This is a genomic window from Spirillospora sp. CA-294931, from assembly GCF_050946795.1.
GTDB lineage: Bacteria > Actinomycetota > Actinomycetes > Streptosporangiales > Streptosporangiaceae > Spirillospora.
This window is the reverse complement of sequence record NZ_CP192006.1, coordinates 7,734,533-7,758,227: the sequence shown is the minus strand read 5'-3', so window position 1 is coordinate 7,758,227 and position 23,695 is coordinate 7,734,533. Positions and strand designations below refer to the sequence as shown.

20 protein-coding genes are annotated in these 23,695 nt (G+C 71.6%); 8 read left to right on the top strand and 12 right to left on the bottom strand.

The genetic code is table 11. The annotated features are described in order from the left end of the window. Positions 1 to 9: 9 nt before the first annotated feature. From ACQPY4_RS35040 to ACQPY4_RS35030, 3 genes are all read right to left on the bottom strand, one after another. Positions 10 to 1,260 carry an extracellular solute-binding protein gene (locus ACQPY4_RS35040; RefSeq protein ID WP_433328443.1) on the bottom strand — a complete coding sequence of 417 codons (1,251 nt, stop codon included), beginning with the start codon at positions 1,258 to 1,260 and terminating at the stop codon, positions 10 to 12. 525 nt (positions 1,261 to 1,785) lie between these two features. After that, a complete protein-coding gene (gene galT / locus ACQPY4_RS35035) occupies positions 1,786 to 2,805 on the bottom strand; it encodes a galactose-1-phosphate uridylyltransferase (protein ID WP_433328441.1) in 1,020 nt (339 codons plus the stop codon). Then, positions 2,802 to 3,590 carry a DeoR/GlpR family DNA-binding transcription regulator gene (locus ACQPY4_RS35030; protein WP_433328439.1) on the bottom strand — a complete coding sequence of 263 codons (789 nt, stop codon included), beginning with the start codon at positions 3,588 to 3,590 and terminating at the stop codon, positions 2,802 to 2,804. Before ACQPY4_RS35030 ends, galT begins: the two co-directional genes overlap by 4 nt. Positions 3,591 to 3,666: 76 nt before the next feature. On the opposite strand from ACQPY4_RS35030, the gene galK reads away from it, so the two are divergent. Beyond that, complete coding sequence (gene galK / locus ACQPY4_RS35025) at positions 3,667 to 4,749, top strand: galactokinase (protein ID WP_433328437.1); 1,083 nt, start codon at positions 3,667 to 3,669, stop codon at positions 4,747 to 4,749. 177 nt (positions 4,750 to 4,926) lie between these two features. Next, complete coding sequence (locus tag ACQPY4_RS35020) at positions 4,927 to 5,892, top strand: esterase/lipase family protein (protein ID WP_433328435.1); 966 nt, start codon at positions 4,927 to 4,929, stop codon at positions 5,890 to 5,892. Between the two features lie 45 nt (positions 5,893 to 5,937). On the opposite strand, the gene ACQPY4_RS35015 is transcribed toward ACQPY4_RS35020, so the two are convergent. Further along, positions 5,938 to 6,753: an SAM-dependent methyltransferase gene (locus ACQPY4_RS35015; protein WP_433328433.1), complete on the bottom strand. Its 816-nt coding sequence runs from the start codon at positions 6,751 to 6,753 to the stop codon at positions 5,938 to 5,940. A 155-nt stretch (positions 6,754 to 6,908) separates the two neighbouring features. Between ACQPY4_RS35015 and ACQPY4_RS35010 the strand changes: the two genes are divergently transcribed. Continuing rightward, positions 6,909 to 8,102 (top strand): cytochrome P450, encoded by a 1,194-nt coding sequence (locus tag ACQPY4_RS35010; RefSeq protein WP_433328431.1) that lies wholly within the window; start codon positions 6,909 to 6,911, stop codon positions 8,100 to 8,102. Positions 8,103 to 8,126: 24 nt separating this feature from the next. On the opposite strand, the gene ACQPY4_RS35005 is transcribed toward ACQPY4_RS35010, so the two are convergent. Then, positions 8,127 to 8,540 (bottom strand): ATP-binding protein, encoded by a 414-nt coding sequence (locus ACQPY4_RS35005; RefSeq protein WP_433328429.1) that lies wholly within the window; start codon positions 8,538 to 8,540, stop codon positions 8,127 to 8,129. 580 nt (positions 8,541 to 9,120) lie between these two features. Further along, complete coding sequence (locus ACQPY4_RS35000) at positions 9,121 to 9,843, bottom strand: GAF and ANTAR domain-containing protein (RefSeq protein ID WP_433328427.1); 723 nt, start codon at positions 9,841 to 9,843, stop codon at positions 9,121 to 9,123. 253 nt (positions 9,844 to 10,096) lie between these two features. Here ACQPY4_RS35000 and ACQPY4_RS34995 point away from each other — a divergent pair, with 253 nt between their 5' ends. From ACQPY4_RS34995 to ACQPY4_RS34980, 4 genes are all read left to right on the top strand, one after another. Continuing rightward, positions 10,097 to 10,447, top strand: coding sequence for an STAS domain-containing protein (locus ACQPY4_RS34995; protein WP_433328425.1), 351 nt, complete (start codon positions 10,097 to 10,099; stop codon positions 10,445 to 10,447). An 83-nt stretch (positions 10,448 to 10,530) separates the two neighbouring features. Continuing rightward, entirely contained in the window at positions 10,531 to 11,607 is a 1,077-nt protein-coding gene (locus tag ACQPY4_RS34990; RefSeq protein WP_433328423.1) for an RNA ligase (ATP), read from the top strand. Between the two features lie 767 nt (positions 11,608 to 12,374). Next, positions 12,375 to 14,792: a M4 family metallopeptidase gene (locus tag ACQPY4_RS34985; RefSeq protein ID WP_433328421.1), complete on the top strand. Its 2,418-nt coding sequence runs from the start codon at positions 12,375 to 12,377 to the stop codon at positions 14,790 to 14,792. A gap of 79 nt (positions 14,793 to 14,871) precedes the next feature. Then, positions 14,872 to 16,710 (top strand): M28 family peptidase, encoded by a 1,839-nt coding sequence (locus tag ACQPY4_RS34980; protein WP_433328419.1) that lies wholly within the window; start codon positions 14,872 to 14,874, stop codon positions 16,708 to 16,710. A gap of 62 nt (positions 16,711 to 16,772) precedes the next feature. On the opposite strand, the gene ACQPY4_RS34975 is transcribed toward ACQPY4_RS34980, so the two are convergent. The 3 genes from ACQPY4_RS34975 to ACQPY4_RS34965 all read right to left on the bottom strand — a co-directional run bounded on the left by ACQPY4_RS34975 (position 16,773) and on the right by ACQPY4_RS34965 (position 20,009). After that, a complete protein-coding gene (locus ACQPY4_RS34975; protein WP_433328417.1) occupies positions 16,773 to 17,816 on the bottom strand; it encodes a CU044_5270 family protein in 1,044 nt (347 codons plus the stop codon). Then, positions 17,813 to 18,397 carry an RNA polymerase sigma factor gene (locus tag ACQPY4_RS34970; RefSeq protein ID WP_433328415.1) on the bottom strand — a complete coding sequence of 195 codons (585 nt, stop codon included), beginning with the start codon at positions 18,395 to 18,397 and terminating at the stop codon, positions 17,813 to 17,815. The genes ACQPY4_RS34975 and ACQPY4_RS34970 overlap by 4 nt, the downstream gene beginning before the upstream one ends. An 82-nt stretch (positions 18,398 to 18,479) precedes the next feature. Continuing rightward, complete coding sequence (locus tag ACQPY4_RS34965; protein ID WP_433328413.1) at positions 18,480 to 20,009, bottom strand: hypothetical protein; 1,530 nt, start codon at positions 20,007 to 20,009, stop codon at positions 18,480 to 18,482. A gap of 316 nt (positions 20,010 to 20,325) precedes the next feature. On the opposite strand from ACQPY4_RS34965, the gene ACQPY4_RS34960 reads away from it, so the two are divergent. Then, positions 20,326 to 21,531 carry an MFS transporter gene (locus tag ACQPY4_RS34960; protein WP_433328411.1) on the top strand — a complete coding sequence of 402 codons (1,206 nt, stop codon included), beginning with the start codon at positions 20,326 to 20,328 and terminating at the stop codon, positions 21,529 to 21,531. 3 nt (positions 21,532 to 21,534) lie between these two features. Here ACQPY4_RS34960 and ACQPY4_RS34955 read toward each other — a convergent pair whose 3' ends face one another. Genes ACQPY4_RS34955 through ACQPY4_RS34945 form a run of 3 tightly spaced genes read right to left on the bottom strand, consistent with a single transcriptional unit; the run spans position 21,535 to position 23,506 of the window. Then, on the bottom strand, positions 21,535 to 21,783 hold the full coding sequence (locus ACQPY4_RS34955; RefSeq protein ID WP_433328409.1) for a hypothetical protein: 249 nt from the start codon (positions 21,781 to 21,783) through the stop codon (positions 21,535 to 21,537). Beyond that, positions 21,780 to 23,000 carry a hypothetical protein gene (locus ACQPY4_RS34950; RefSeq protein WP_433328407.1) on the bottom strand — a complete coding sequence of 407 codons (1,221 nt, stop codon included), beginning with the start codon at positions 22,998 to 23,000 and terminating at the stop codon, positions 21,780 to 21,782. The genes ACQPY4_RS34955 and ACQPY4_RS34950 overlap by 4 nt, the downstream gene beginning before the upstream one ends. Beyond that, positions 22,997 to 23,506 (bottom strand): sigma-70 family RNA polymerase sigma factor, encoded by a 510-nt coding sequence (locus ACQPY4_RS34945; RefSeq protein ID WP_433328405.1) that lies wholly within the window; start codon positions 23,504 to 23,506, stop codon positions 22,997 to 22,999. Before ACQPY4_RS34945 ends, ACQPY4_RS34950 begins: the two co-directional genes overlap by 4 nt. Between the last annotated feature and the right edge of the window lie 189 nt (positions 23,507 to 23,695).

Genomic DNA, 23,695 nt, shown 5'->3' with positions numbered 1-23,695 from the left:
TCCGACAACTCAGCCGCTCTTCTCGGCCGTCTTCTGGATGCTCGTCAGGACCTTCTTCGGGTCCTCGTTGGCGACCGCGGTGCCCAGGCTCTGCTTGACCGCGCCCGCGACCGCCGTCCACGACGGGTTGCCGGTGGGGGCGAACTTGGAGGTCGGCAGCGCGTCGACGAACTGCTTGAAGTACGGATCGGCGCTGAGCGCGTCGCCGGCCGACTTGGTCACCGGCAGGAAGCCCTCGGTCTTGAGGAACTTGGAGGTGTTCTCGGCCTGGTAGAAGTGGTTGAGGAACTTGGTGACGCCGTCCTTGTTCTTGCCGTCGCCCTTCTTGAACGCGGCCAGGACGTCCATCACGCCCAGCGTGTTGTGCTCGGTGCCCGACTTGCTGGGCAGCGGCGCGACGCCGAAGTCCAGGCTCTTGTTCACCGGGTCGATGAAGCCGGCCTTGGTGAACGGGCCGCCGATGGCCATGCCGATGCGTCCCTGCGCGAACTGGTTGAACACCGTCTTGCGGTCGGTGGTCTCGGGGTTCGGCTGGGTCAGGCCCGACTTGGTCAGGTCCTTGAGCGTGGTGAGGGTGTCGACGTTGGCGGGCTGGTCGATGGCCCACTTGCCGGACGCGTCCACCCAGCCGCCGCCGTTGTTCATCGCCCAGGAGTAGAACTCCGCCTGCGACTCCTCGGGGCCGAGCGGCAGGCCGTAGCCGATCGCCCCGCCCTTCTTGATCTTCTCGGCGTACGACTTGACCTCGTCGAAGGTCTTGGGCGGCGCGTTCAGCCCGGCCTTCTTGAACAGGGCCTTGTTGTAGAACAGCAGCCGCGCGCTGGAGATGAACGGCAGGCCGTACTGCTCGCCCTTGTACTTGGCCTGCTCGACGAACGTGGGCGTGAAGTCGCTGAGCACCTGCGGCGAGACCACCTCGGACGCCTTGTAGATCAGGCCGTCACGGGCGAAGTCGGAGAAGGCGTTGTAGTTCAGGACGTCGGGGACCTGCTTGGTCTGGACGTAGGTCTTGACCTTGGCGTCCATCTGGGTCCAGTCGACCATCTCCAGGTTCACCTTGTACCCGGAGTTCTTGGACTCGAAGTCCTTGATCAGACCTTCCCAGTAGGGCTTGGTGTTGTCGTCGTAGATCGCCGCGACGAACTTGATGGTCTTGCCGTCGCCGTCGCCCTCGCTCGACGAACTGCCCTTGCCGCATCCGCTCACACCGAGGGCCACGACCAGGCCCGCGGTGATGGCGCCCATGAGGTGCCGTTTCATGTGTCCCGCCTTTTTCCGGCTCTACGTCGGTGCACACCGCGCGCGTGCCCGAACGATGATCGATCCGCCTGATCCGTCAGCCCTTGGGTCCGTCACGTCCGGATTGGTGGTCCGGGTGCCGGTCTCGGGTGCGGTTCGGCCAGTGAGCGGCGTCGGCCGCTGCTCGCTCCTCCTCGCGGACATGAAGGATTGTGCGCGCTTCACCTCATCTTTGAACAGAAACGCGCGTGCCACGACAATAGGAGCTGGTCCGTACCAGTTCAAGAGTCATATATAGCAAGAGTCTTAACCGTTACCCAGCCGCGAACGCCTGGTCACGGGGCTCGTGTCGGCCGTTTTCCCAGGTGGTCTAGGTGTTGTGCACCGCTGGTTGGGGGTGAGGGGACCGCGAATTTTCCGCGAAATTTTCACGTCTGACCATGATCGTTATGGCCCGGCCACATCGTGCCAAGTGCGCAGGTCCGCGCCCTGCGGACCGTCCCGGGAGCGCGATCGGTCACCGGATGACCGGCTCCCGGGCTCCGGTCAGGCGTCGCGCAGGCGCGCGGCGGCGGTCTCGGGGAGGACGTCGGTGATGAAGGCGCCCGCCCCCGACTCGACCGAGGCCAGGTACTTGAGCTTGTCGGCGGCGCGGCGCGGGGAGAAGACCTCGATCCACAGATGGGCCAGGTCGCGGCCGGTGGAGACGGGTGCCTGGTGCCAGCACGCCATGTAGGGCGCGGGGTCGGGGAAGAGCCGCTCGAACCGGCCGAGGACGTCGGCGTACAGGCCCATCAGCTCGGCCGCGCGGGCGTCGTCCAGCGCGGGCAGGTCCGGGACGTGCGCGAACGGCACGATGTGCACCTGGTAGGGCCACCGGGCGGCCCGGGGCACGAAGGCGACGAAGTGCTCGGTGCGGCCGACGACGCGCTCGTCCTCGGCCTCGCGGGCGGCCGCCGCGCAGAACGCGCAGCCCCGCTCGGCGACGCGCAGCAGCCGGTCGGTCTTGGGCGTCAGGTAGGGGAAGGCGTAGATCTGGCCGTGCGGGTGCTGGAGCGTGGCGCCGATCTCGGTGCCCCGGTTCTCGAAGACGAAGACCTCCTGGACGCCGGGCAGCGCGCCGAGTTCGCGGGTGCGGTCGGCGAAGGCGCGGGCCACCGTGGGCAGGCGGTCGGCGGGCAACCGGGCGAACGAGGAGTCGTGGTCGTCGGTGAAGCAGACCACCTCGCACCGGCCGCCCGCCGGTCCGCCCAGCGACGGGAAGCGGTTCTCGAAGCTGACCACGTGGTAGCCGGGCGCGGGGATCTCGCTGTCCGGCCCGCCGGGGCACAGCGGGCACGCGTCGGGCGCGGGCAGGAACGTGCGCGTCTGGCGGTGCGCGGCGACGGCGATCCACTCGTCGTAGACGGGGTCGTGGCGCAGTTCGGGACGCGGGTCGCGCGGGGGAAGCGGCCTGGGGTCGGGGGTGGAGCGATCCAGCCCGGACACGTCGTCGAAGTAGATCAGCTCCCGGCCGTCGGCGAGCCGGAGGCTGGTCCGTCCCGGGTGCGAGGCGGCGATGGTCATGACGGCTCCGTGATGTGGACGGCGGTCCCCGCGGCGGTGAGGGCTTGGAGATCGGCGCGCGCGGCGTGCGGGTCGGTGAACAGGTGGGTGATGCGGCCGGGCGGGACGGTCTGGAAGAGCGCGTCGGTGCCGATCTTGGTGTGGTCGGCCAGCACGACGACCTCGCGGGCCGTGGCCGCGATGGCGCGGTCGGCCTCGGCGACCTGGAGGCTCGGGGTGGACAGGCCGCGCTCGGCGGTGAGGCCGTTGCCCGAGACGAACGCGCGGTGCACCCGGACGGTGGCCAGGAAGCGCTCGGCCGTCCCGCCGACCAGGGCGTGGGTCGCGCCGCGCAGGGTGCCGCCGGTCAGCACGACGCGTGGGTCGCGCGGCCCGGCCAGCGCCCCGGCGACCAGCAGCGAGTTGGTGATCACGGTGAGTCCGCCGAGACCGGCCAGGCGGAGCGCCAGCCGCTCGGTGGTGGTGCCGGGGCCGATCACGATCGCGTCGTCGGGGCCGACCAGCGCGGCGGCGGCCGCGGCGATGGCGGCCTTCTCGGGGACGGCGACGGTGGCCTTCTGCCGGTAGGTGGGCTCGCTGGCCGGGCCGCCGAGCGGGGCGGCGCCGCCCCGGCTGCGGTCGAGCAGGCCGCGCTCCTCCAGCGCGCGCAGGTCGCGCCGGACCGTCACCTCGGACGCGTCGATCGCGGTCGCGAGGGCGTGCAGTGACATCGCGCCGCGCTCGCGCAGCAGCCGCAGGATCTGCTCGTGGCGCTCGGCGGCGAATCTGGTGCGTGCGTCCGTCACTGCCCGCTTCCTTCCCTAGTGACCGTTACCTTATCATTAATGATTAATACTGATCGATAGAGACTGGTAACGATCGATGAAGAGCGGATGGCGGGCTCCGGGCCGGGTCAACCTGATCGGCGAGCACACCGACTACAACGGCGGGCTCGTCCTGCCCTTCGCGGTTCCGTGGGGCGTCACGGCCGAGGTGACCTCGCGCGGCGACGGGATCGTCGAGGTGCGCAGCACGCGGCGTCCCGACCGGGTGGCGGTGCCGCTCGACGGGCTGCGTCCCGGCCGCCCGGACGGCTGGGCCGCCTACGCGGTGGGCGTGCCGTGGGTGCTGCGCGAGGACGGCCACCCGATCGGGGGAGTCACCATCGAGTTGGACTCCGACCTCCCCGAAGGCGCGGGCCTCTCGTCGTCCGCGGCGCTGGAGGCGGCCGTCGCGTCGGCGCTGAACGACCTGTTCGGGCTGGGGCTCACCCGTCCCGAGCTGGCGCGGGTGGCCCAGCGCGCCGAGAACGACTTCGCGGGCGTCCCCACCGGCATCCTCGACCAGAGCGCCTCGCTGCTGAGCCTCGAGGGCCATGCCGTGCTGATCGACACCGCCGACATGAGCGGCCGCCCGGTGCCGTTCGACCTGGCGGCGGCGGGCCTGGAGCTCCTGATCGTCGACACCGGCGTGACCCACACCCACGCGAGCAGCGACTACCGGGTCCGGCGCGAGGAGTGCGTCCGGGCCGCGAGCCTCCTGGGCGTCGCGTCGCTGACCGGCCTCCCGGCCGGGACTCGCACGGGCGACCCGGTGCTCGACCGCCGGATCCGGCACGTCGGCACCGAGAACGAGCGCGTCCTGGCCACGGTCGAGCGGCTCACGGCGGGCGATCCGCGCGCCGTCGGGCCGCTGCTGACCGCCTCGCACGCCTCGCTGCGCGACGACTACGAGGTGTCCTGGCCCGAGGCCGACCTGGCCGTCGAGGCCGCGGAACGCGCCGGGGCGCTGGGCGGGCGGATGGTCGGCGGCGGGTTCGGCGGATCGGTGATCGCCCTGGTGGAGCGGTCTCGCGCCGCCGCCGTGCGCGCGGCCGTCGAGACCGCCTACACCGGCAAGGGCCTCCCGCCTCCCAGCTTCCTCGCCGCCACCCCCGCGCCCGGCGCCCACCGTCTGGACAACTGAGCGGGCCGGATTGTCCTTTTAGATCAATAATCGAATAGAGGTCTTGTCGGAATTTGTGACCGGGGTTACTGTACGGGCAATCTTCCGCTAAGTAATCACTTGCGGAACCCCGTCATGGCAGGCCAGAGCCGCGATCCCGCGGCGATCGCGGCCCGCCCCCCACCCCCCGGGAGCCTCATGAACTCCGCGCTCGCCCGCCGCCGGTCGTCCGCACGTCTCCGGCGCGCCGCCACCGTCTGCCTCGCCACCGCCGCGCTCGGCGCGACCGGAATCGCCGGTCCGGCTCCGGCCACCGCCGCCACCGAATACCCCGTCGGCAACCTGGGGACGGCCCTCGCCAACTTCCTCGCGAGCCCCGGCGCGGTCGCGGGCGCCAACGACTGGGACTGCGAGCCGAGCGCCGAGCACCCCGAACCGGTGGTCCTGGTGCACGCGACCGGCGTCAACCTCGGCGCGAACTACGCCGTGCTCTCACCCATGCTCGCCAACGCCGGGTACTGCGTCTACGGGTTCAACTACGGCATGGCCTGGTTCTCGGCGGGCCGCGTCGGCGGCATGGGCGACATCGCCGCCGGAGCCAGGACGATGGACGCCTTCGTCGACAGGGTCCTGGCCGCCACCAAGGCCAGGAAGGTCGACGTCGTCGGCCACTCGCAGGGCGGCATGATGCCGAACTACTACATCAAGCGGCTCGGCGGGGCGGCCAAGGTCCGCACCATGGTGGCGCTGGCGCCCAGCAACCACGGCACCACGCTCAACGGGCTGGTCAACCTCGGCCAGGCGCTGAACGTCCTGGGGTTCGCCAACACCGTCCTGACCCACCTCGGGGCGCCCGGCCTGGTCCAGCAGGAACAGGGGTCGGACTTCCAGAAGCGGCTGTGGGCCGACGGGGACACCGTCAGCGGACCCCGGTACGTCACCCTCACGACCAGGAACGACCGCGTCGTCACCCCGTACACCAACGGCCACCTCAACGGGCCCGCCGCCACCAACATCGTGGCGCAGGACCAGTGCCCCGGTAACTGGGTCGGCCATGTCGGCATGTTCAACGACGGCCCGACGATGCAGAACGTCCTGAACGCCCTCGGCCCCAACGTTCCCGGATTCAAGCCCAAGTGCGAGGGCTACGGGCTGCCCAACTGACCGGCACGCGTCGCGGCGGGCCGCGCGCCCGCCGCGGCGCCCTCCCTAGGGGACGCGGGCGACGCCGCAGAGCATGGAGACGTCCTCGACTGAGGGGCGGTGCGACGGAGGGACCTCGGGACGCCAGTCGACGACCGAGCCCAGGCCCGGTTCGAGGACGTCGAGGCCGGTGAAGAAGCGCGCGAACTCCTGCGCCGACCGCAGCCGGAAGGGCACCCCGCTGCGCTTGTTGGCGTCGTCGTTGAACTCGCGCTCCTCCGGCGTGAGGTGGTCGCCGGTCGCGTGGGTCAGCACGATGTGGCTGCCGGACGGCAGCGCGTCGCGCAGCGTCCCGAAGATCTCGTAGGGCCCCTGGTCGTCGGTGACGAAGTGCATGATCGCCACGAGCATCAGCGCCACCGGCCGGGTCAGGTCGAGCGTCGCGTGCAGTTCGGGGTGGTCCAGGATGCTCCGGGGGTCGAGCAGGTCGGCGTCCAGATAGGCCGTCGCCCCCTCGGGCGCGCTGGCGAGCAGCGCCCGGGCGTGGACCAGGACGATCGGGTCGTTGTCGACGTAGACGATCCGCGATTCGGGGGCGATCGCCTGGGCGACCTCGTGCACGTTCCCCGCCGACGGGAGCCCCGTGCCGATGTCGAGGAACTGCCGGACCCCCGCCTCCGCCGCCAGATACGACACCGCGCGCCGCAGGAATCTGCGGTTCTCCAGGGCGGCCAGCTTGATCGTCGGGAACCCCTCGGCGACCACTTCGGCCGATTCGCGATCGGCCGCGAAATTGTCCTTGCCGTCGAGCCAGTAGTTGTACCGGCGCGCGGGATGCGGCTTGTTCGGGTCGATCCCGCGAGGAACGGGTCCTGTGTCCAAGAGAAACCTCCCCCGTCGCGGACGCGGATCGTCCCATTGTGCCCTTCCGCGGCGGAGTTCGCCCACATCAGGCCAGGGGTGGCGGGTGGGTGGCGTCCCGGTTCGGAAGGGGACATCATCGATCCGTTGTGGACCTGACGATCCGGAGGACGGGAATGGACCTGTTCTACAGTCCGTTCGACTTTGAAATTCAGGACGATCCGTATCCGGTGTACGCCCGGTTGCGCGAGGAGTCGCCGGTCTACCGGAATGACACCGATGATTTCTACGCGCTGTCGCGCCATGCCGACGTGACGGCGGCGCTGCGCGACGCCGACCGGTTCTCCAGTGTGAACGGCATCCGCATCGAGCCGGCCTTCTGGGGGCCCGAGGCCGAGCGGTTCTTCTCGTTCGTCGCCATGGACCCGCCCAAGCACACGCGGATGCGCGGGCTGGTCTCGCGGGCCTTCACCCAGAACCGGGTCAGGGCGCTCGAACCCCGGCTCCGCGAGATGGCGCGCTCCTACCTCGACCCCCTGCTGGACGGGGACGAGTTCGACATGATGACCGGCTTCGCCGCCAGGTTCCCGACCGACGTCGTGTCCGAGCTGGTCGGCGTGCCCGAGGCCGACCGCGACCGGGTCCGCGAGCTCGGCATGGCGATCATGTATCGCGACGAGGAGTCCGAGGGGCCGGTCAACGACCTGCCGCCCGAGGCGCTGGCCGCCATCGGGGCGCTGGTCGGCTACTACACCGAGCTGACGATCGAGCGGGCCGGCCGGCGCCGCGACGACCTGCTGTCGGGCCTGCTGGACGCGGCCGAGGGCGACGACCGGCTGACGCCCGAAGAGATCGTGGGCGTGCTGATCCTGCTGGTCGGGGCGGGCATCGAGACCTCGATGCTGCTGCTCGGCAATGCCTGGCACGCGGCGTGGGCGAACCCGGCGGAGCGCGCCAAGGCGTTCTCGGGACGCGTCGACGACTGGATCGAGGAGACCCTCAGGTACGACCCGCCGAGCCAGGCCCTGGCCCGCGGCACCACCGAGGACGTCGAGCTGCACGGCGTGACGATCCCGGCCGGGTCCCGCGTGCTCCTGCTCGCCGGGGCCGCCAACCGCGACCCCGAGGTGTTCGCCGACCCGTCCCGGTACGACCTCGACCGCGACACCGGTCCCTCGCTCGCCTTCGGCAGCGGGAGGCACCACTGTCTCGGCGCCAACCTCGGCCGGCTGGAGGCGCGCGTCGCGCTCCAGGAGATCGTGGACGTCGTCGCGGACTACGAGATCGACCCGAAGCGCGCGCGGCGCGTCCGGTCGTCCAACGACCGGGGCTTCGCCTCGCTGCCCACGCGGGTGACCGCGCGGCGCTGACCGGTTCCGGTCACCCGGACGGGCTCAGAACGGCCGTCCGGGCGACCGGCCGCGCGCCCCGAGCGCGCTGGCGAACCACACGACCTTGCCCGAGTCGGTGGCCCGCCAGCCCTGCGCGGACGAGAGCGCCCGCACCAGGACCAGCCCGTGACCGTGCTCCTCGAACGCGCCCCCCGGGCCCGGGTCAGGGGGGCGCGGATCGGCGTCGGCCACCTCGCACAGCAGCGTGCGCCCGTCGGGGTCGATCTGGAGCCGCAGGTGAACCGGCGGGCGGCCGTGCACCACCGCGTTGGTCACCAGCTCGCTGGCCAGCAGGACGATGTCGTCGGCCTCGCGGTGCAACCCCCAGCTGCGCAGGGTGTCGCGGATCAGCTCGCGGGCGGTGGCGGGGGCGGTCCGGTCGTTCGGCACCGGCCAGCCCGTGACGCACATGGACATTTCTCTCACTTCCGGGCGCGACGCTGCGCCCAGGGGAACGGTTCGAGGGGAGCGTGGTGCGGTCGGCCCCGGTCGGCCTACTCTGGGGTCAGGCGGACAGGCTTCGCTCGCGGCCGCTGTCACGAAGTGCCTCGCTCAGGGCGCGGTCTCGTCGGCGGTGCAGGTGAGCGTGTCCCTGCGGCGCTCGCCCGTGAAAACGGGGGGATCGGAGCGGGGCGGCCTGCGCCTGCCGTCCGGGGCGGAATGGACGGGCAGCGGGAGGGGAGCCGCCCCGCACGATCCGCCGACGGTGCGCCGCTCTGGCGGTCGCGCACCGAAGGGCGTCGCGAGAGCAGGGGAGTACGGCGCCGGGCGCCTTGGGGCGTCCGCTGGGGATCTGGTCGCTCCACCGAGCCTCCGCCTGCTGAACAGGGAGCACCGCCGGGGTCTGGAGCGGTCGACACCAAGCCGGGTGATTTTTCGACCCGCCGCCGGGAGTCGCGGCAGGTTCTTGCGAAAGAGCCTAACGCGAGCTTTGGGAAGGGCCAAGCCTCCCCGAAGGGCACCAAGCCGTGCTTAACCGCGAGGCCACGCTCCCGTGCTAGGGGCCCGGAGCCGATCCGGCGGTGCCCTCGACCACCTCGGCCGCGACCGCCGTCAGCCGCAGGTTGTTGTCGCGGGCACGCCTGCGCAGCAGCTCGAACGCCGCCTCCACCCCGATGCCGTGCCGGGCCGCGAGCACCCCCTTGGCCTGCTCGATGATCACCCTGCTGTTCAGCGCGGCCCGCAGCTGCTCGGTGACCAGGTCGCTCTCCCGGCGCGCGCGCCGCTGGAGGATGCCGATGGTGGCCATGTCGGCCAGCGCCCGCCCGAGGCGCAGCGCCCGGTCGTCCAGGCCGGACGGGACGGCGCCGAACAGCGTCAGCGCGCCGATGACCTCGTCGCGCAGGCGCATCGGCAGGGCGGCGGCCGTCGCGAACCCCGCCTCCAGGGCGGACTCGGCAACCCCGGGCCAGCGGTCCCGGTCGGCGTCCAGATCGCGCGAAACCACGCGCCCGCCGTCGCGCAGGCAGTCCAGCGACGGCCCCGTCCCCGCGCGCAGCTCGGCCCGGACCACCTCCCGGGCCCGCGCGTCCGACGCCGCCGCGAAGCGCGGCACGCCGTCCTCCCCGGACAGGACCAGGCCCGACGCCGCGACGGCCGGCAGCTCCGCGCCGCGCCGTGCCAGCGCCCGCAGATGCTCGGCCGGATCGAAGTCCGGGTTCATCGTGTCGGCCAGCTCGACCAGAGCCAGGGCCAGCCTCTCGTCCTCGGCCAGCGCCACCGGGTCCTCCCATCGCCTGCACCGTCGCGGGTGCGCAACGATCGTCCCCGCAAGTCACGGCGCGGTCACACCCGGTCGGCCGGGCCGTCCGGACCTGGCCGCGATCGGTGACCCGGCGCCCGTCGGGTGAAGTGTCCGGCCGGATACCATGAGTACTGGTTGTTCCGGTCGCGGACCGGTGCCGCGTGCCTCCCGGCACTATGCCAAGGCCGCGATCCCAGCCCGCGCCCATGACCCCGAGTGAGGTCCGCGCATGAACCTCAGAACCTATGTGGCGCCCTGCGATCGGTACACGCTGCTCCTGGTGCACGGCGAGATCGACCTCACCACCGCGACCGCGCTGCGCGAGGAGCTCGTCCGGCTCGTCGACGCCGACCGGCTTCCGGTGCTCGTCGACATGAACGCCGTCACCTTCTTCGACTCCACCGGGTTGAGCACCCTGGTCGCCGCGCACCGGCACGCCGCCGAACGCGGGGTCGCCTTCGCCCTGGTCGCCCTGCCCGACCGGGTCAGGCTGATCTTCGAGATCACCTGCGTCGACAAGCTGTTCGCCATCTACGACCATCTGTCGGACGCCGTCCGCGAGCTCGCGCCCGCGCCCTGACCGGACGCGACCGAAAACGCGTTGCCCGGTGCCTTCCCGCGTTGGGAGCCTGAAAAGGAGATCACCCCAGGGAAGGCAGAGAGATGTCCACGCTGCGCGTGACCGCCGAACGGCTGACCGTCCACCCGCACGACAACGCCGACGCCCTTGAGCTCGCCCAGGTCGGGCTCTACCGCGCCGTCGTCGCCAAGGGCCGGTACCGGACGGGCGACTGGGCTCTCTACATCCCCGAGGGGTCCGTCCTGCCGGACGACCTGATCGACGAGCTCGGCCTGACCGGAAAGCTGGCCGGTTCGGGGAAGAACCGGGTCAAGGCCGTCCGGCTGCGCGGCGAGCTGTCCCAGGGCATCGTCTGCAGCCCCGCCGAGGTGAACGGCACCGACCTGGCCGCGGCGCACGCGGAGGGACGTGACTTCGCCGCCGAACTCGGCGTCACCAAGTGGGTGCCGCCGATCCCCGTCCACATGGAGGGGGAGATGATCGCGGCGCCCGGCCTCGTCCCGTGGATCGACATCGAGGACATCAAGCGCTACCCGTCCCTCTTCGAGCCCGGCGAGCCGGTGGTCGCCACCGAGAAGATCCACGGCACCGCGTGCGCGCTCACGTTCGCGGGCGGCGAGACCTTCGTCTCGTCCAAGGGGTTCAGCGGCAAGCGGCTCGCGATCAGGCACAGCCCGTCCAACCTCTACTGGCGCGCGGTCGAGGCGCACGGCGTGCCCGCCGCGGCGGCCCGCGTCGCCGAGGCGCTCGGCACCGGCCGGGTCGGCGTGTTCGGCGAGGTCTTCGGCAAGGGCGTGCAGGACCTCGGCTACGGCGCGATCGGCAGGGGCGAGCGCCCCGGATACGCGGTGTTCGACATCGCGGTCGAGGGCGCCGACGGCGCGGTCCGCTGGCTCGACCCGGCCGAGCTGGCCGGGGTGCTGGACGAGATCGGCCTGCCGCGCGTGCCCGAGCTGTACTCCGGTCCCTACGACGCGGACGTCCTGCTCGGCCTGGCCACGGGTCGCGAGACGGTGTCCGGCGCGAACGCCCACCTGCGCGAGGGTCTGGTGGTGCGCACGGCGACGGCTCGCTACAGCCCGGTCACCGGAGGCCGCGCGATCGGCAAGTTCGTCTCTCCCGCCTACCTCACGCGCAAGAACGGCACCGAATACGAGTGACGCCGAGCGCCCCCACCTCGGGTGGGGGCGCCACTCGGAAGTCGCTCGCCGCCGTTGCGGGGCATCTGACGCGGGCATAAACTGCGTGGGAATGGTTTCCATTTTCCGCCGCGCCCTTCTCTGTCGATCAAGGGATGCGAATGGAACGTGACATTCGCGGCGTCAATGGACTGAATGCAGCTGGCCCGATCCGGTCGCCCAGAGGTCCATGAAAGCCTTGGAAAGCTGTTTCGGGCGGTTGAAAACCGGGTCGCTCGAACGGCCGAACGTGCGATCCCTGTAACGATGTCCGGGTTGACAAGGGGTTCTGAGCCCTCTGGCTCCCTTGTCCTGGCGACTCTGAGCACTCCCGAGGTCACACGGGTCGCCCTGGCGGCATGCCCGGCCACCCCGCGGGCGGGGGTTTCGGACGGTCCTCAATTCCGTCGACCCTGTGGATTTTCAAGACCTTAATTTATCAACATTGAAAATCCAGACCCATCTCGACTCATTGACGGGAGGGGGCGGCCACGGTGCACTTCTGACGACACTCATACAGAAGGGTCGAACCCCCACCAGTCGTGCGGGAACGGGTCAGAATCCCCGTTACGCGCGGCAAACCCGTCACCCCGCAACGGGAGCCACAGATGCGCCCCGCATCGCCCCGCATCCCGAACCCCCGGACGGGACCCGTCCCTTGATCGTCGGCTGTCGTGACCGTGTGGAGTGATCCCACAAGGATCCACGCGCGCTCACGCCCACCCGGCAGGCGTAGAAGGAGCACTTCTGTGAGATCCAAGACCGCGATCGGGGCCGTGGCGACAGCCGCGAGCCTCGCCGTGGCGATGGCGGCCCCGGCTACCTGGGCCGCCGCCCCCACCACCCCCGCAGTACCCGCCAAACCCGATCCCAGGACCGCGGCCGTGGCCGCCGCCGACCGCCTGGTCGCGGCCAAGCCCGCCCCGTTCCGCCGCTCGAACCAGGACAAGATCGTCCGGCGCGGGGTCGTCTCCGGCGCCAACGGGCTCCAGTACGTTTCCTACGACCGGACCTACAAGGGCCTCCCGGTCCACGGCGGCGACTTCGTCGTCGTCACCAACGCCAGCGGCGGTGTGCTCAGCACCACCGTCTCCCAGCGCGAGACGCTGTCGGTCGGCACCAAGGCGTCCATCTCCGCCGCGGACGCCGCGCGCACCTCGCGCGCCAAGGTCAGCAAGGTGACCGGCACCTCCACACCGCGCCTGGTCGTCCTCGCCGACGGCGGCGGCAAGCTCGCCTACGAGACGGTCGTGTCCGGCGCCCACAAGGACGGCCACGAGGCCAAGCTCCACGTCTTCGTCGACGCCAAGAACGGCAGGGTCACCAGCACGTGGGACGAGGTGACGCACGCCGCCGCCGACGACCGCAGCTTCTACCACGGCACCGTGGACGTCGCCACCAGCGCGACCTCGATGGAGGACACGACCCGGTCCGGTCTCCGCTGTGGCGGCCAGAACGGTTCCACCTTCACCGGCCCCGACAGCGCCTGGGGCAACGGCAGCGGCACCGACCTGGAGACCGCCTGCGTCGACGCCCTCTACGCCGCCCAGAAGGAATGGGACATGCTCAGCCAGTGGCTGGGCCGCAACGGCTTCAACGGCAACGGCGGCGCCTTCCCCGCGCGCGTCGGCCTGAACCAGGCCAACGCGTACTGGAACGGCAGCTACACCAACTTCGGCCGCAACTCGGCCGGGACCAAGCAGGTCACCCCGACCGACGTCGTCGCGCACGAGTACGGTCACGCCATCTTCCAGTTCACGCCCGGTGGCTCCAGCGGCGGTAACGGGAACGAGAAGGGCGGCCTGAACGAGTCGGCCGGCGACATCTTCGGTGCGCTGACCGAGTTCTACATGAACGAGCCGGAGTCGCTCGACCCGCCGGACTACCTGGTCGGCGAGGAGGTCGACCTGGTCGGCAGCGGTCCGATCCGCAACATGTACGACCCCTCCGCGCTGGGCGACCCGAACTGCTACACCTCGCAGATCCCCAACACCGAGGTGCACGCGGCCGCCGGTCCGCAGAACCACTGGTTCTACCTGCTGGCCGAGGGCTCGAACCCCGGCAACGGCAAGCCCAACAGCCCGACCTGCAACAACTCCACGGTCACGGGCATCGGCGTGCAGAAGGCCGGCAAGATCTTCATGGAGGGCCTCAACCGCAAGGTGACGGCCTGGAGCCACGCGCGGGCTCGCCTGGAGACCGTCGCCGCGGCCGTCCAGCTCTTCCCGAACTCGGCCACCGAGTGCAACGCCGTCAAGGCGGCCTGGAGCGCGGTCAGCGTCCCGGCCCAGTCCGGCGAGGCCGCCTGCGGCACCACGCAGGACGACTTCTCAATGACTCTCGACCCGGCGGCCGGTTCCGCCCAGGCGGGCCAGTCGGTGACCTCCAGCGTCAAGACGCAGATCACCTCGGGCGCGGCCCAGACGGTGACGCTCTCGGCGACCAGCTCGCCGGCCGGCCCGACGGCGTCGTTCTCGCCGGCCTCGGTCCAGTCCGGCGGCTCGTCCACCATGACCGTCAGCGTCCCCGCGGGCACGGCCGCGGGCGAATACAAGATCAACGTGCTCGGTGACGGCGCCAAGGTCGACCGCACCGCGACCTACACGCTGACCGTCGGCGGCACGCCCGGCGACGTGGTCTTCCAGGACGACCTGGAGACCGACAAGGGCTGGAAGGTCAACCCGGCCGGCACCGACACCGCCACGACCGGCGCCTTCCAGCGCGGGGTCGCCCAGCGGACCACCTACGGCACGACGGTCCTGCAGCTCGCCGCCGCCGGCGGCAGCAACGACCTGGTGACCGGCGCCACCGCCGGTGCCAGCGCGGGCGACTACGACCTGGACGGCGGCGTGACCAGCGTCCAGTCGCCGGAGATCGCCCTCCCGTCCGGGACGCTCACGCTGAACTTCCAGTGGTACCTGGCCCACCTCAACAACGCGACCAGCGCGGACTACTTCCGCGTCCGCGTCGTCGGGCCCAACGGAAGCAGCGTCGCCCTCAACCAGGCGGCCGGCGCCACGACCCGCTCGGGCACGTGGCAGGGCGCCAACTACGACCTGACCTCCTACGCGGGCCAGACCGTCCGCATCGTGGTCGACACCGCCGACGCCGGAACCGCGAGCCTCATCGAGGCCGGCATCGACAACATCAAGATCACCAAGTCCTGACCGGCGCCGGGCCGTACGGGGCGGAGGACTCCCTCCGCCCCGTACGGCCGCGCCTCCCCCGACTGGAGGAACACCCTTCATGAAATCGCGCCTGATCGCCGCCATCGCGGCGGCCGGTGCGGTCGCTCTCGCGGTGCCGACGGCCAACTCGGCCCTGGCCACCCCCTCCGCGACGAGCGTCCAAGCCGCACCGGACATCTCATTGACCAACGTCAAGGCCCACCTGACGCAGCTGCAGACGATCGCCAACAACAACGGCGGCAACCGCGCCCACGGCCGTCCCGGCTTCAAGGCCTCGGCCGACTACGTCAAGGCCAAGCTGGACGCCGCCGGGTACACCACCGCGCTCCAGCAGTTCACCTACAACGGCGCCACGGGCTGGAACGTGATCGCCGACTGGCCCGGGGGCGACCCCAACCAGATCCTGATGACCGGCGCGCACCTCGACAGCGTCAGCGCGGGGCCCGGCATCAACGACAACGGCTCCGGCACGGCGGCCGTCCTGGAGACCGCGCTGGCCGTGGCCCGGGAGAACTACAAGCCTGAGAAGCACCTGCGCTTCGCGTGGTGGGGCGCCGAGGAGCTCGGGCTGATCGGCTCGAACTACTACGTCCAGAACCTGCCCTCCACCGAGCGGTCGAAGGTCAAGGGCTACCTGAACTTCGACATGGTCGGCTCGCCCAACCCCGGTTACTTCGTCTACGACGGCGACAACTCCGACGGCACCGGCTCGGGCCCCGGCCCGGCGGGCTCGGCGGAGATCGAGAAGGTCATCGAGGGCTACTTCGCGGGCATCAACGTGCCGACGCGCGGCACTGACTTCGACGGACGCTCGGACTACGGCCCCTTCATCCGCGCGGGCATTCCCGCCGGAGGCACCTTCACCGGCGCCGAGGGCCGCATGACCACCGCGCAGCAGCAACTGTGGGGCGGCACCGCCGGAGTGGCGTTCGACCGGTGCTACCACCAGTCGTGCGACACCTCCAGCAACATCAACGACACCGCGCTGGACCGCAACTCCGACGCCATCGCCCACTCGGTGTGGACGCTGGCGGGCGGCGGCACCCAGCAGAACGACTACTCGCTGTCGCTGGACCCCGCGTCCGGCAGCGCCCAGGCGGGCCAGTCGGTGACCTCCAGCGTCAAGACGCAGATCACCTCGGGCAGCGCGCAGTCGGTGTCGCTCTCGGCGACCAGCACGCCCTCGGGCCCGACGGCCTCGTTCTCGCCGTCGACGATCCAGTCGGGCGGCTCGTCCACGATGACCGTGAACGTGCCCTCGGGCACCGCCGCGGGCACCTACACGATCAAGGTCACCGGTGACGGCGCGTCCGTCGACCGCACCGCCAACTACACGCTGACCGTCGGCGGCACGCCCGGCGACGTCGTGTTCGACGACGGCCTGGAGACCGACAAGGGCTGGCAGGCCAACCCGTCCGGCACCGACACCGCCACCAACGGGGCGTTCCAGCGCGGCGCGCCCCAGCGGACCACCTACGGCACCACGGTGACCCAGCTGGCCGCGGCCGGCGGGACCACCGACCTGGTGACCGGCGCCAGCGCCGGTGCCAGCGCGGGCGACTACGACCTGGACGGCGGCGTCAGCACCATCCAGTCCCCGGAGATCGCGCTTCCGTCCGGCACGCTGTCGCTGAGCTTCCAGTACTACCTGGCCCACCTCAACAACGCCACGAGCGCGGACTACCTCCGCGTCCGCGTCGTCGGGCCGAACGGGAGCAGCGTCGTCCTCAACCAGGCGGGCGCCGCGACCACCAGGACCGCGTCCTGGCAGTCCGCGACGTATGACCTGACCCCCTACGCGGGCCAGTCGGTCCGCATCGTGGTCGACGCCGCCGACGCCGGCACCGCGAGCCTGATCGAGGCCGCCGTCGACAACGTCAAGATCACCAAGTCCTGATCCTTCCCCGAAACGCCGGGAGTGGCCACCCACCAGCCACTCCCGGCCCTGGGGAATCGGTCTCAGAGCCGCTGCCCCGGCTTGTCGACCAGGCCGGAGACCGAGCGGCCGCCCCAGCCGAGGATGGTCCCCTTCTCGATGTGCTCGACCCCCCGGTCAAGCGAGTCCGTTGTGTAGCCGCGCACGGCGACGGACCGGTCGCCCAGGTACTCGTAGGTCTTCGGGTCGACGAAGATCTCGTCGCGGACGTCGTTCGCCTCCCGGTAGAGCGTCACGGCCTTCCGCCCGAGGATGTCGTTGGATTCGCTGGTGTATTCGACGCCGGGTACCAGGGCCAGCGCCCCGTACATCGCCGCCCGCAGCTTCGGCGGCAGGACGTAGTCGTCGATGTAGCTCCGGAGGAAGTGGAAGGCGCGATCGTCGGCGTCGTCGGTGGGGGCCCCCGTTTCGGCCTCATCGGCGACCGCCTTGGTGACGTGGGCGTACAGCGCGTTCGCCGTGTCCGGCAGCGACAGCACGTACTGGTAGTCGTCGCGCGGGCTGACGCTCAGCATCTGCTCGCGGGTCAGCATGCGTACCTCGAGCTTGCCGTCGCCGTCGAACTCGGCCTCGCCCAGGCCGTCGGCCCGCTGCCAGTCCTCCAGCGTCGTTCTCCGGTCGGGAGGGCCGAACAGCCTGCCCCCCTGTCCCTTCGACGAGTCCGCGATGATCGTCTTCACGTAGACCCACTGGTCGGACCTCGGCCGGAAGCCCGGCTGGCCCGCCGCCCGGACGGCCGCGTTGTTGGCCAGGTCCAGGGCGTTGGCGACGGGCTTCATGGCCGTGGGCGCCGGCATGGGCTGGAACGTGCGGCCCGGCCCGGTCCCGGGAGAGGACGTGGGACCGGGCGTCGTGCGCTCGTCGGACCCGGCGACCTGGAGGACGGTGAGTCCCACCGCCAGCGCGGCGGGCAGGGCGGCCGCCGTCACCAGGCGCCGCCGGGGCATCCGCCGGGGCGCGGCGGGCGGGTCGACCAGCAGGGCGCGCGCCCGGGCCCGGGCGCCGTCGTCGTAGGGGGCGACGTCCGGACGGGCCTCGCGGAACAGGGTGATCTCGTCGTTGGTCATGCCAGGGACTCCTCGCTGGTCGCCATCGGGTCGGTGCCGCCGAGCGCTTTGCGGACCTTCTTGCGAAGCCGGTGCAGCCGGGACCTGACCGTCCCGACGGGGACGCCGAGCGCGCGGGCCGCCTCCTCGTAGCTGAGCTCGGCCCAGGCGACCAGCAGCAGCAGATCGCGTTCGGGGGACGACAGGCGCGCCAGGACCGCCGCGAGCTCCGGCTGGAGCCGCTGCGCGGTCAGCTTGGCGTCGCTGCGCTCGTCGAAGGGCTCCGCCTCGCCCTGCGGGTTGACCTTGGCCAGGGCGCGGTTGCGCCGCACCTCGGCCCGCCGGTGCTCGCGCACGGCATGCGTGGCGATCCCGTAGAGCCAGGGACGGGCGTCGGGCCGTTCGGTGTCGTAGCCGGCGCGTTTGCGGAAGGCGGTCAGGAAGGTCTCGGCGACGACGTCCTCGGCCGTCTCGGGACCGAGCCTCCGGGCCACATACCGGTAGATCTCGTCGCTGTGCCGGTCGAACAGGAGCGCGAAGCGCTCCGGCCGGGCCAGCGACTCCTCCAGGAGCGCCGCGTCGCTCTCCACGGCGGCGTTCACCGCGTATCACGTTTGTTCACAGGGGGTCCCCTCCAAAGTGGGTTCACCCCGTACTCGACCGATCCGCCGGCCTCGGTTCCCGCTACTTCGAGCGGCCCGCCGGGGCGCGGTCGCGCGTCCAGCGCAGGTCCCTGACCGGCCCACCGTACGCCGGGACGAGCGGGCGCGGCAGATGACGCCGCCGTCGCGGCGTGACCAGGGCGTTCGTCAGGAGCAGCAGGAGGAGGATCAGCAGCGCGACCGACACCACCGAGGGCAGCGGCCCCTGGAAGACGGCCGCGCGCAGCCACGAGTCGCCCAGGCGGAACACGACGCCGGGCAGGGCGCCGAGGGTGGCGACCAGGGCGCGGGCCAGCTGCAGCCAGTCGAGCCGGGACGCGGGCGCCAGGGCGACGAGGGGAAAGACCAGCGCCTCGTACCACGGGTAGTAGACCGGCGTGGTGATCACCCAGGCCAGGCACAGGGCCAGGGTGGGACGCAGCCAGGACGATTCGCCCGACGGCAGCCGGAGCAGGACCAGGCCGACGAGCAGCGCCAGCATGAGCGCGGCCCCCGAAAGCCAGGGCGGCGCCGGGCCCTCCCCGGGGAGCAGCAGCTTCCACGGCGTGTTCCAGGACGGCAGCGTCCCCCGGTTCACCACCGCCTCGATCGCCGCCGTGCCGACCATCGAGTACGTCGCGACCAGCACGGCCGCCGCCGCGCCCGCCGCCGTCGCCAGGGCCCTCGGCGAGCGCCGCAGCATCCAGAACACGCCCACGCCGATGAGCGCGTAGGGCAGCTTGACCGCGGCGGCGGCCCCGAGCAGCGCACCGGCCGTCGCGACCCGGGCGAGCGCGGCCCGGCCGGTCGGCCGGCGTCCGGCCAGGTGCGCCATCGTCAGCGCGCCGACGGCCAGCGCGGCGGACAGGCCGTCCACATGGGCGCCGCCGATCAGCGCCCAGAGCAGCAGCGGGTTGAGCGTCCACAGCAGGTGGACGCGGGCCTGCCGCGTCCCCGCCAGCCGGGCCAGGCACAGCGCGACCGCGAGGAAGGCCAGGCCGTTCCAGATCTTGAGCCAGAGCACGGTCCACGCGGCCGACTCGCCGCCCAGCTTCGAGGCCGCCCACTGCGCCCCCGTAGCGACCGGCCCGTAGACCGAGGGCAGGTTCTCCCACTCGCGCGGCGCGAACACGCCGACCGGGTCGCCGGTGATCCGGAACTCCGCGGGCGTCAGGACGTGCGGGTTGTGCCCCAGCACCGCCATCCGGCCGTAGACGGCGTAGTGCATCGGGTCGGTGGTGCCCATCGGCGGCACCGCGACCAGCAGCCCGACCGCCACCAGCGCCCCGATCATGATCTGCCGGGTCCGCGGCTTCCAGCCCCAGCGGACGGCCAGCAGCCCCGCGGCCGTGCCGAGCGTCCCGACGATCATCGCGGTCCAGAGCAGGGCGGTGACCGACAGGTCGGGGGTGAGCGTCCAGCCCGGACTCGGGAGCAGGCCGGGGCCGTCCATGGCGGGCACGGCGGCCGGCGGCCGCAGCAGCCCGGTCAGGACCATCAGCGCGACGCTGACCGCGATCCCGCCGAGCGCCACCGCGCGCATGGGCCGCCATGCCTCGGGTTTCACGATCACTCACGCACCGTAAGAGCCCCAGATGAACGCGAACCCTCGTCCCCTTTGAGGCCGAGTGTCGCGGGTACCGCCACCGGAAGTCGTCGGCCCCGCTCGCCTCCACCGCCCGCTCCGCGTTCCGGTGCCCGGCGCGCTCGTCGGCCAGGTGCCGCTGGCCAACACCGTCAAGGGAACTCCTCCTGAGGTCGTGGGGTGGTGCCGACGCTCAATGATCTTTAACGTTCGTTCCAGAACATGCTAGCGTCTCCTGCGCTGTGCCGAGTATGTCTGGATGGTTTATCTGTAACGTCCGTTAAAGAATCGAGAGGGGATTGCTGTGACCAGTACGGATCTCAGGACGACGGGAACGGGCGGGCCCGTAGAACGCCTGCCCGTTTGGCGGTTGCTGGCCTTCACGACGGCGGGCTTTCTGGCGATCATGACCGAGACGATGCCCGCCGGGCTGCTGCCGGGGATCGGCGCGGGGCTGGGCGTCTCGGAGGGGCTGGCGGGCCAGCTGGTGACGGCCTACGCGATCGGATCGGTGGCCGCCGCGATCCCCGTGATCGCGCTGACCCGGGGTGTCGGACGCAGGTCGCTGCTGCTGACGGCCGTGGGCGGGCTGCTGGTCTTCAACACGGTCACGGCGCTGTCGGGCAGCTACCCGCTCACGCTGGCCGCGCGGTTCGTGGCGGGCATGGCGGCCGGGGTGATCTGGGGCCTGCTCGCGGGCTACGCGCGCCGCATGGTGCCCGGCCACCTGCAGGGACGCGCCCTCGCCGTGGTCGGTGTGGGCCAGCCGGTCGCGCTGACGCTCGGCGTCCCGCTGGGGACCTGGCTCGGCTCGATGGTCGACTGGCGCGGCGTCTTCTGGATCATGTCGGGCGTCGCGCTGGTCCTGATGGTCTGGATCCGCTCGCTGGTGCCCGGCTTCGCCGGGGAGGCCGCGGGTTCCCGCCGGAGCTTGCGGGAGATCTTCGTGGCCCCGGGTGTGCGACCGGTGCTCGCCGTGGTCTTCCTCTGGATCATCGGCCACAACGTCCTCTACACCTACATCTCCCCGTTTCTGAAGGACGCCGGGATGGACGGCGAGACCGACCTGGTCCTGCTGCTGTTCGGCGCCTCGTCCATCGTGGGCATCTGGGGCACCGGGGCGCTGGTCGACCGCAGGCTCCGGGCCCTCACGCTGGGGGCGCTCGCCGGGTTCGCGCTCTCGGCCGTCGTCCTCGGCGTGGGCGCGGGGCACCCGGCCCCGATCCTGGCCGGTGTCGTCGCCTGGGGGCTGACCTTCGGCGGGGCGCCCACCCTGCTCCAGACCGCGATCGCCGACGCCGCGGGCGGCGGCGCCGACGTCGCCCAGTCGATGCTGGTCACGGTGTTCAACCTCGCGGTCGCGGGCGGCGGGGTGGCGGGCGGCGTGCTGCTGGAGTCCGCCGGCCCGCGCTCCTTCCCCTGGACGGTGCTCGTCCTGGCCCTCCTGGCGCTCGCCGCCGTCTGGACGTCGCGGTCGAGCGCCTTCAAACCGGGCCACCGCGTGCGGTGACCGTCAGCCGTGGCCGCCGGCGGCGGCCCGGTGGATGAGGGCCGCGACCACCTGGGAGAGCTCCGGATCACGTCCGGCGAGCCAGCGCAGCACCTCCAGGTCGTAGGCGCCGAGCCGGACCTCGTGCTCGTCGCACACGCGCAGCAGGAGGTCCAGCGTCTTGGCCTGCCGGACGCCGTGCTTGTGGTGGGCGGCATGGATGTCGCGGACCTCGGCGTGCACGTCGTCCACCGTCTCGTACGGGCCGCTCATCCCTTCACCTCCGCCAGCCGGTAGCCGCCCTTGGCGGGCCACAGCAGCCAGTCGCCCGCCGCGTAGGCGGGGCCGGGCACCGTGTAGATCCTCTTCGTCCTGGTGTCGAGGACCACGGAGGAACCGGCCCCGTCGCGCTTGCCGGCGGCGGAGTAGGCGATCAGGTGCCGGCCCGCCGTCATCTCCCAGCGGGCGGCTTTCGATGGGGTGACCATCGACGAGGGAAGCGCGACCGAGGTCTCCTTGCCGGTGCGCCGGTCGCGCGTCCGCAGCTTCCTGTCGGCCACCCAGGCGAAGACCCGCTGGTTGGCGGCGGCGGACCAGCGCCGCTCCCGCTCGACCTTCGGATCGATCGGCTGGGGCTCCAGCCTGAAATCCGGCCCGCCTGGGGAGCCACTCTTTTGCACGGGTGGTTCGGGGTAGGGCTTGACGCCGGTGGGAAGCGGCCGGGTGCGGATGAGACGTCCCGTGGTGACATCGACCTCGCGCACGACCCGCTCGGTCCTCGGCTCGACGAGGAACAGGCTCGGGTGGGAGAAGGCGATGATCTGGCCCAGGGTCCCCTTGGTGCGGTTGGGGACCGACCGTCCCGGATCGCAGCCCTTGCCGCTCAGCGGCTGGTGCATGACGTCGCTCCAGACGCGCCTGCCGCCGCTGTTCAGCACAGGGAGCGACGGCTCGGAGGACTGGAACAGCGATCTGGCCGGTTTGCCGGGCTCGCCGCACTTCAGGTCCCAGCTCCCGGGCTCGACCCAGGTCATCGTGCCGTCGGCGGCCGAGAGGCCGCCTCGGGCGCGGACGCCGAGCGATCGGGGCGCCCCGTCCGAGGGCCCGGCCCCCCAGACGGTGGAGTCGGACGAGCGGCCCAGCACTCGCCCGTCGTTCCCGAGAGCCTCGGGCAGGAACGGCCCTCCTCCTCCGGGCAGGCGTCCGGAGACCGTCGTGCCCGCGCCCGGACTCGCCATGAGCGCCTCCAGTTCGGCGGCGCCGGAGGCCGGGCCGTTCCCGCCGGTCCCCGGGAGGTCGTCGATCAGGACGAACGGCGCGGCGACGGCGCCGGTGGTGGCGACGGCCACGGCCGGGACCAGCATGCGGCGCCGGACGTGGGCGCGGCGGATCATTCGCCGGTTGTCGGAGTAGGCGTGGTGGTGGGGACGCACGGTCTCGGCCCGGGTGCTGAGCGCTAGCCGGATCTTGTCCTCGAAGGCGTCGGTCATGTCGCGTCCTTTACTTGCTTGGCGAGCGCCGCGATCGCGCGCGCCGTGTGGGCCTTGACGGTGCCGAGCGCGATTCCCATCGTCTCGGCGGTCTCCCGTTCGTTCAGATCCAGCCAGTAGCGCAGGACGATCACCTCGCGCTGGCGGGCGGCGAGCCCGTCCACCGCGGCCAGGAGATCGCGCACCATCTCGTGCTCGACCGCGCTCTGCTCGGCCGATCCGCTCTCGCTCGGCTCGACCATCCGCGCGTGGCGGCGGCGGGCGATGCGCAGATGCCGCAGCCTGCTGCGGCAGGCGTTGCACACGCTGCTGCGCAGGTAGGCCAGGGCGGCGTTCTGGTCCCTGAGTCCCCCGCGCTTGCGGTGCAGGCGGACGAACGCCTCCTGCACCACGTCCTCGGGGTCGTCGGCACCCAGCAGCCGGGCGAGCCGGACCAGGCCCCAGAAGTGCCCGTGGAAGAGCGCTTCGTACCCGTCCGGGGCCGCTTCGGCGAGGTCCTCGGACAACCGATGTTGGATCACACGGCAGAGACGAACGTGAAGGGCGAAGGTTTACACGCCGATCTCGATTTTCTGAGCGCCGCAAAACTTACTCGATCTTGAAACGGCCCTGGCCGCCGCCCTCGGACTCGATGATCACGCCTTGTCACAGTGTTGATCGCGCTCGGTGCGCGGCGGGGCGGGCGAATCGGGGGA

Bases quoted from the DNA above. Each gene is read 5' to 3' on its own strand.
- galK (WP_433328437.1), top strand. From the start codon at position 3,667: ATGAAGAGCGGATGGCGGGCTCCGGGCCGGGTCAACCTGATCGGCGAG.
- galT (WP_433328441.1), bottom strand. From the start codon at position 2,805: ATGACCATCGCCGCCTCGCACCCGGGACGGACCAGCCTCCGGCTCGCC.
- ACQPY4_RS35040 (WP_433328443.1), bottom strand. From the start codon at position 1,260: ATGAAACGGCACCTCATGGGCGCCATCACCGCGGGCCTGGTCGTGGCC.
- ACQPY4_RS34990 (WP_433328423.1), top strand. From the start codon at position 10,531: ATGTCCACGCTGCGCGTGACCGCCGAACGGCTGACCGTCCACCCGCAC.
- ACQPY4_RS34975 (WP_433328417.1), bottom strand. From the start codon at position 17,816: ATGACCAACGACGAGATCACCCTGTTCCGCGAGGCCCGTCCGGACGTC.
- ACQPY4_RS34995 (WP_433328425.1), top strand. From the start codon at position 10,097: ATGAACCTCAGAACCTATGTGGCGCCCTGCGATCGGTACACGCTGCTC.
- ACQPY4_RS34980 (WP_433328419.1), top strand. From the start codon at position 14,872: ATGAAATCGCGCCTGATCGCCGCCATCGCGGCGGCCGGTGCGGTCGCT.
- ACQPY4_RS35005 (WP_433328429.1), bottom strand. From the start codon at position 8,540: ATGTCCATGTGCGTCACGGGCTGGCCGGTGCCGAACGACCGGACCGCC.
- ACQPY4_RS35010 (WP_433328431.1), top strand. From the start codon at position 6,909: ATGGACCTGTTCTACAGTCCGTTCGACTTTGAAATTCAGGACGATCCG.
- ACQPY4_RS35020 (WP_433328435.1), top strand. From the start codon at position 4,927: ATGAACTCCGCGCTCGCCCGCCGCCGGTCGTCCGCACGTCTCCGGCGC.
- ACQPY4_RS34955 (WP_433328409.1), bottom strand. From the start codon at position 21,783: ATGAGCGGCCCGTACGAGACGGTGGACGACGTGCACGCCGAGGTCCGC.
- ACQPY4_RS34950 (WP_433328407.1), bottom strand. From the start codon at position 23,000: ATGACCGACGCCTTCGAGGACAAGATCCGGCTAGCGCTCAGCACCCGG.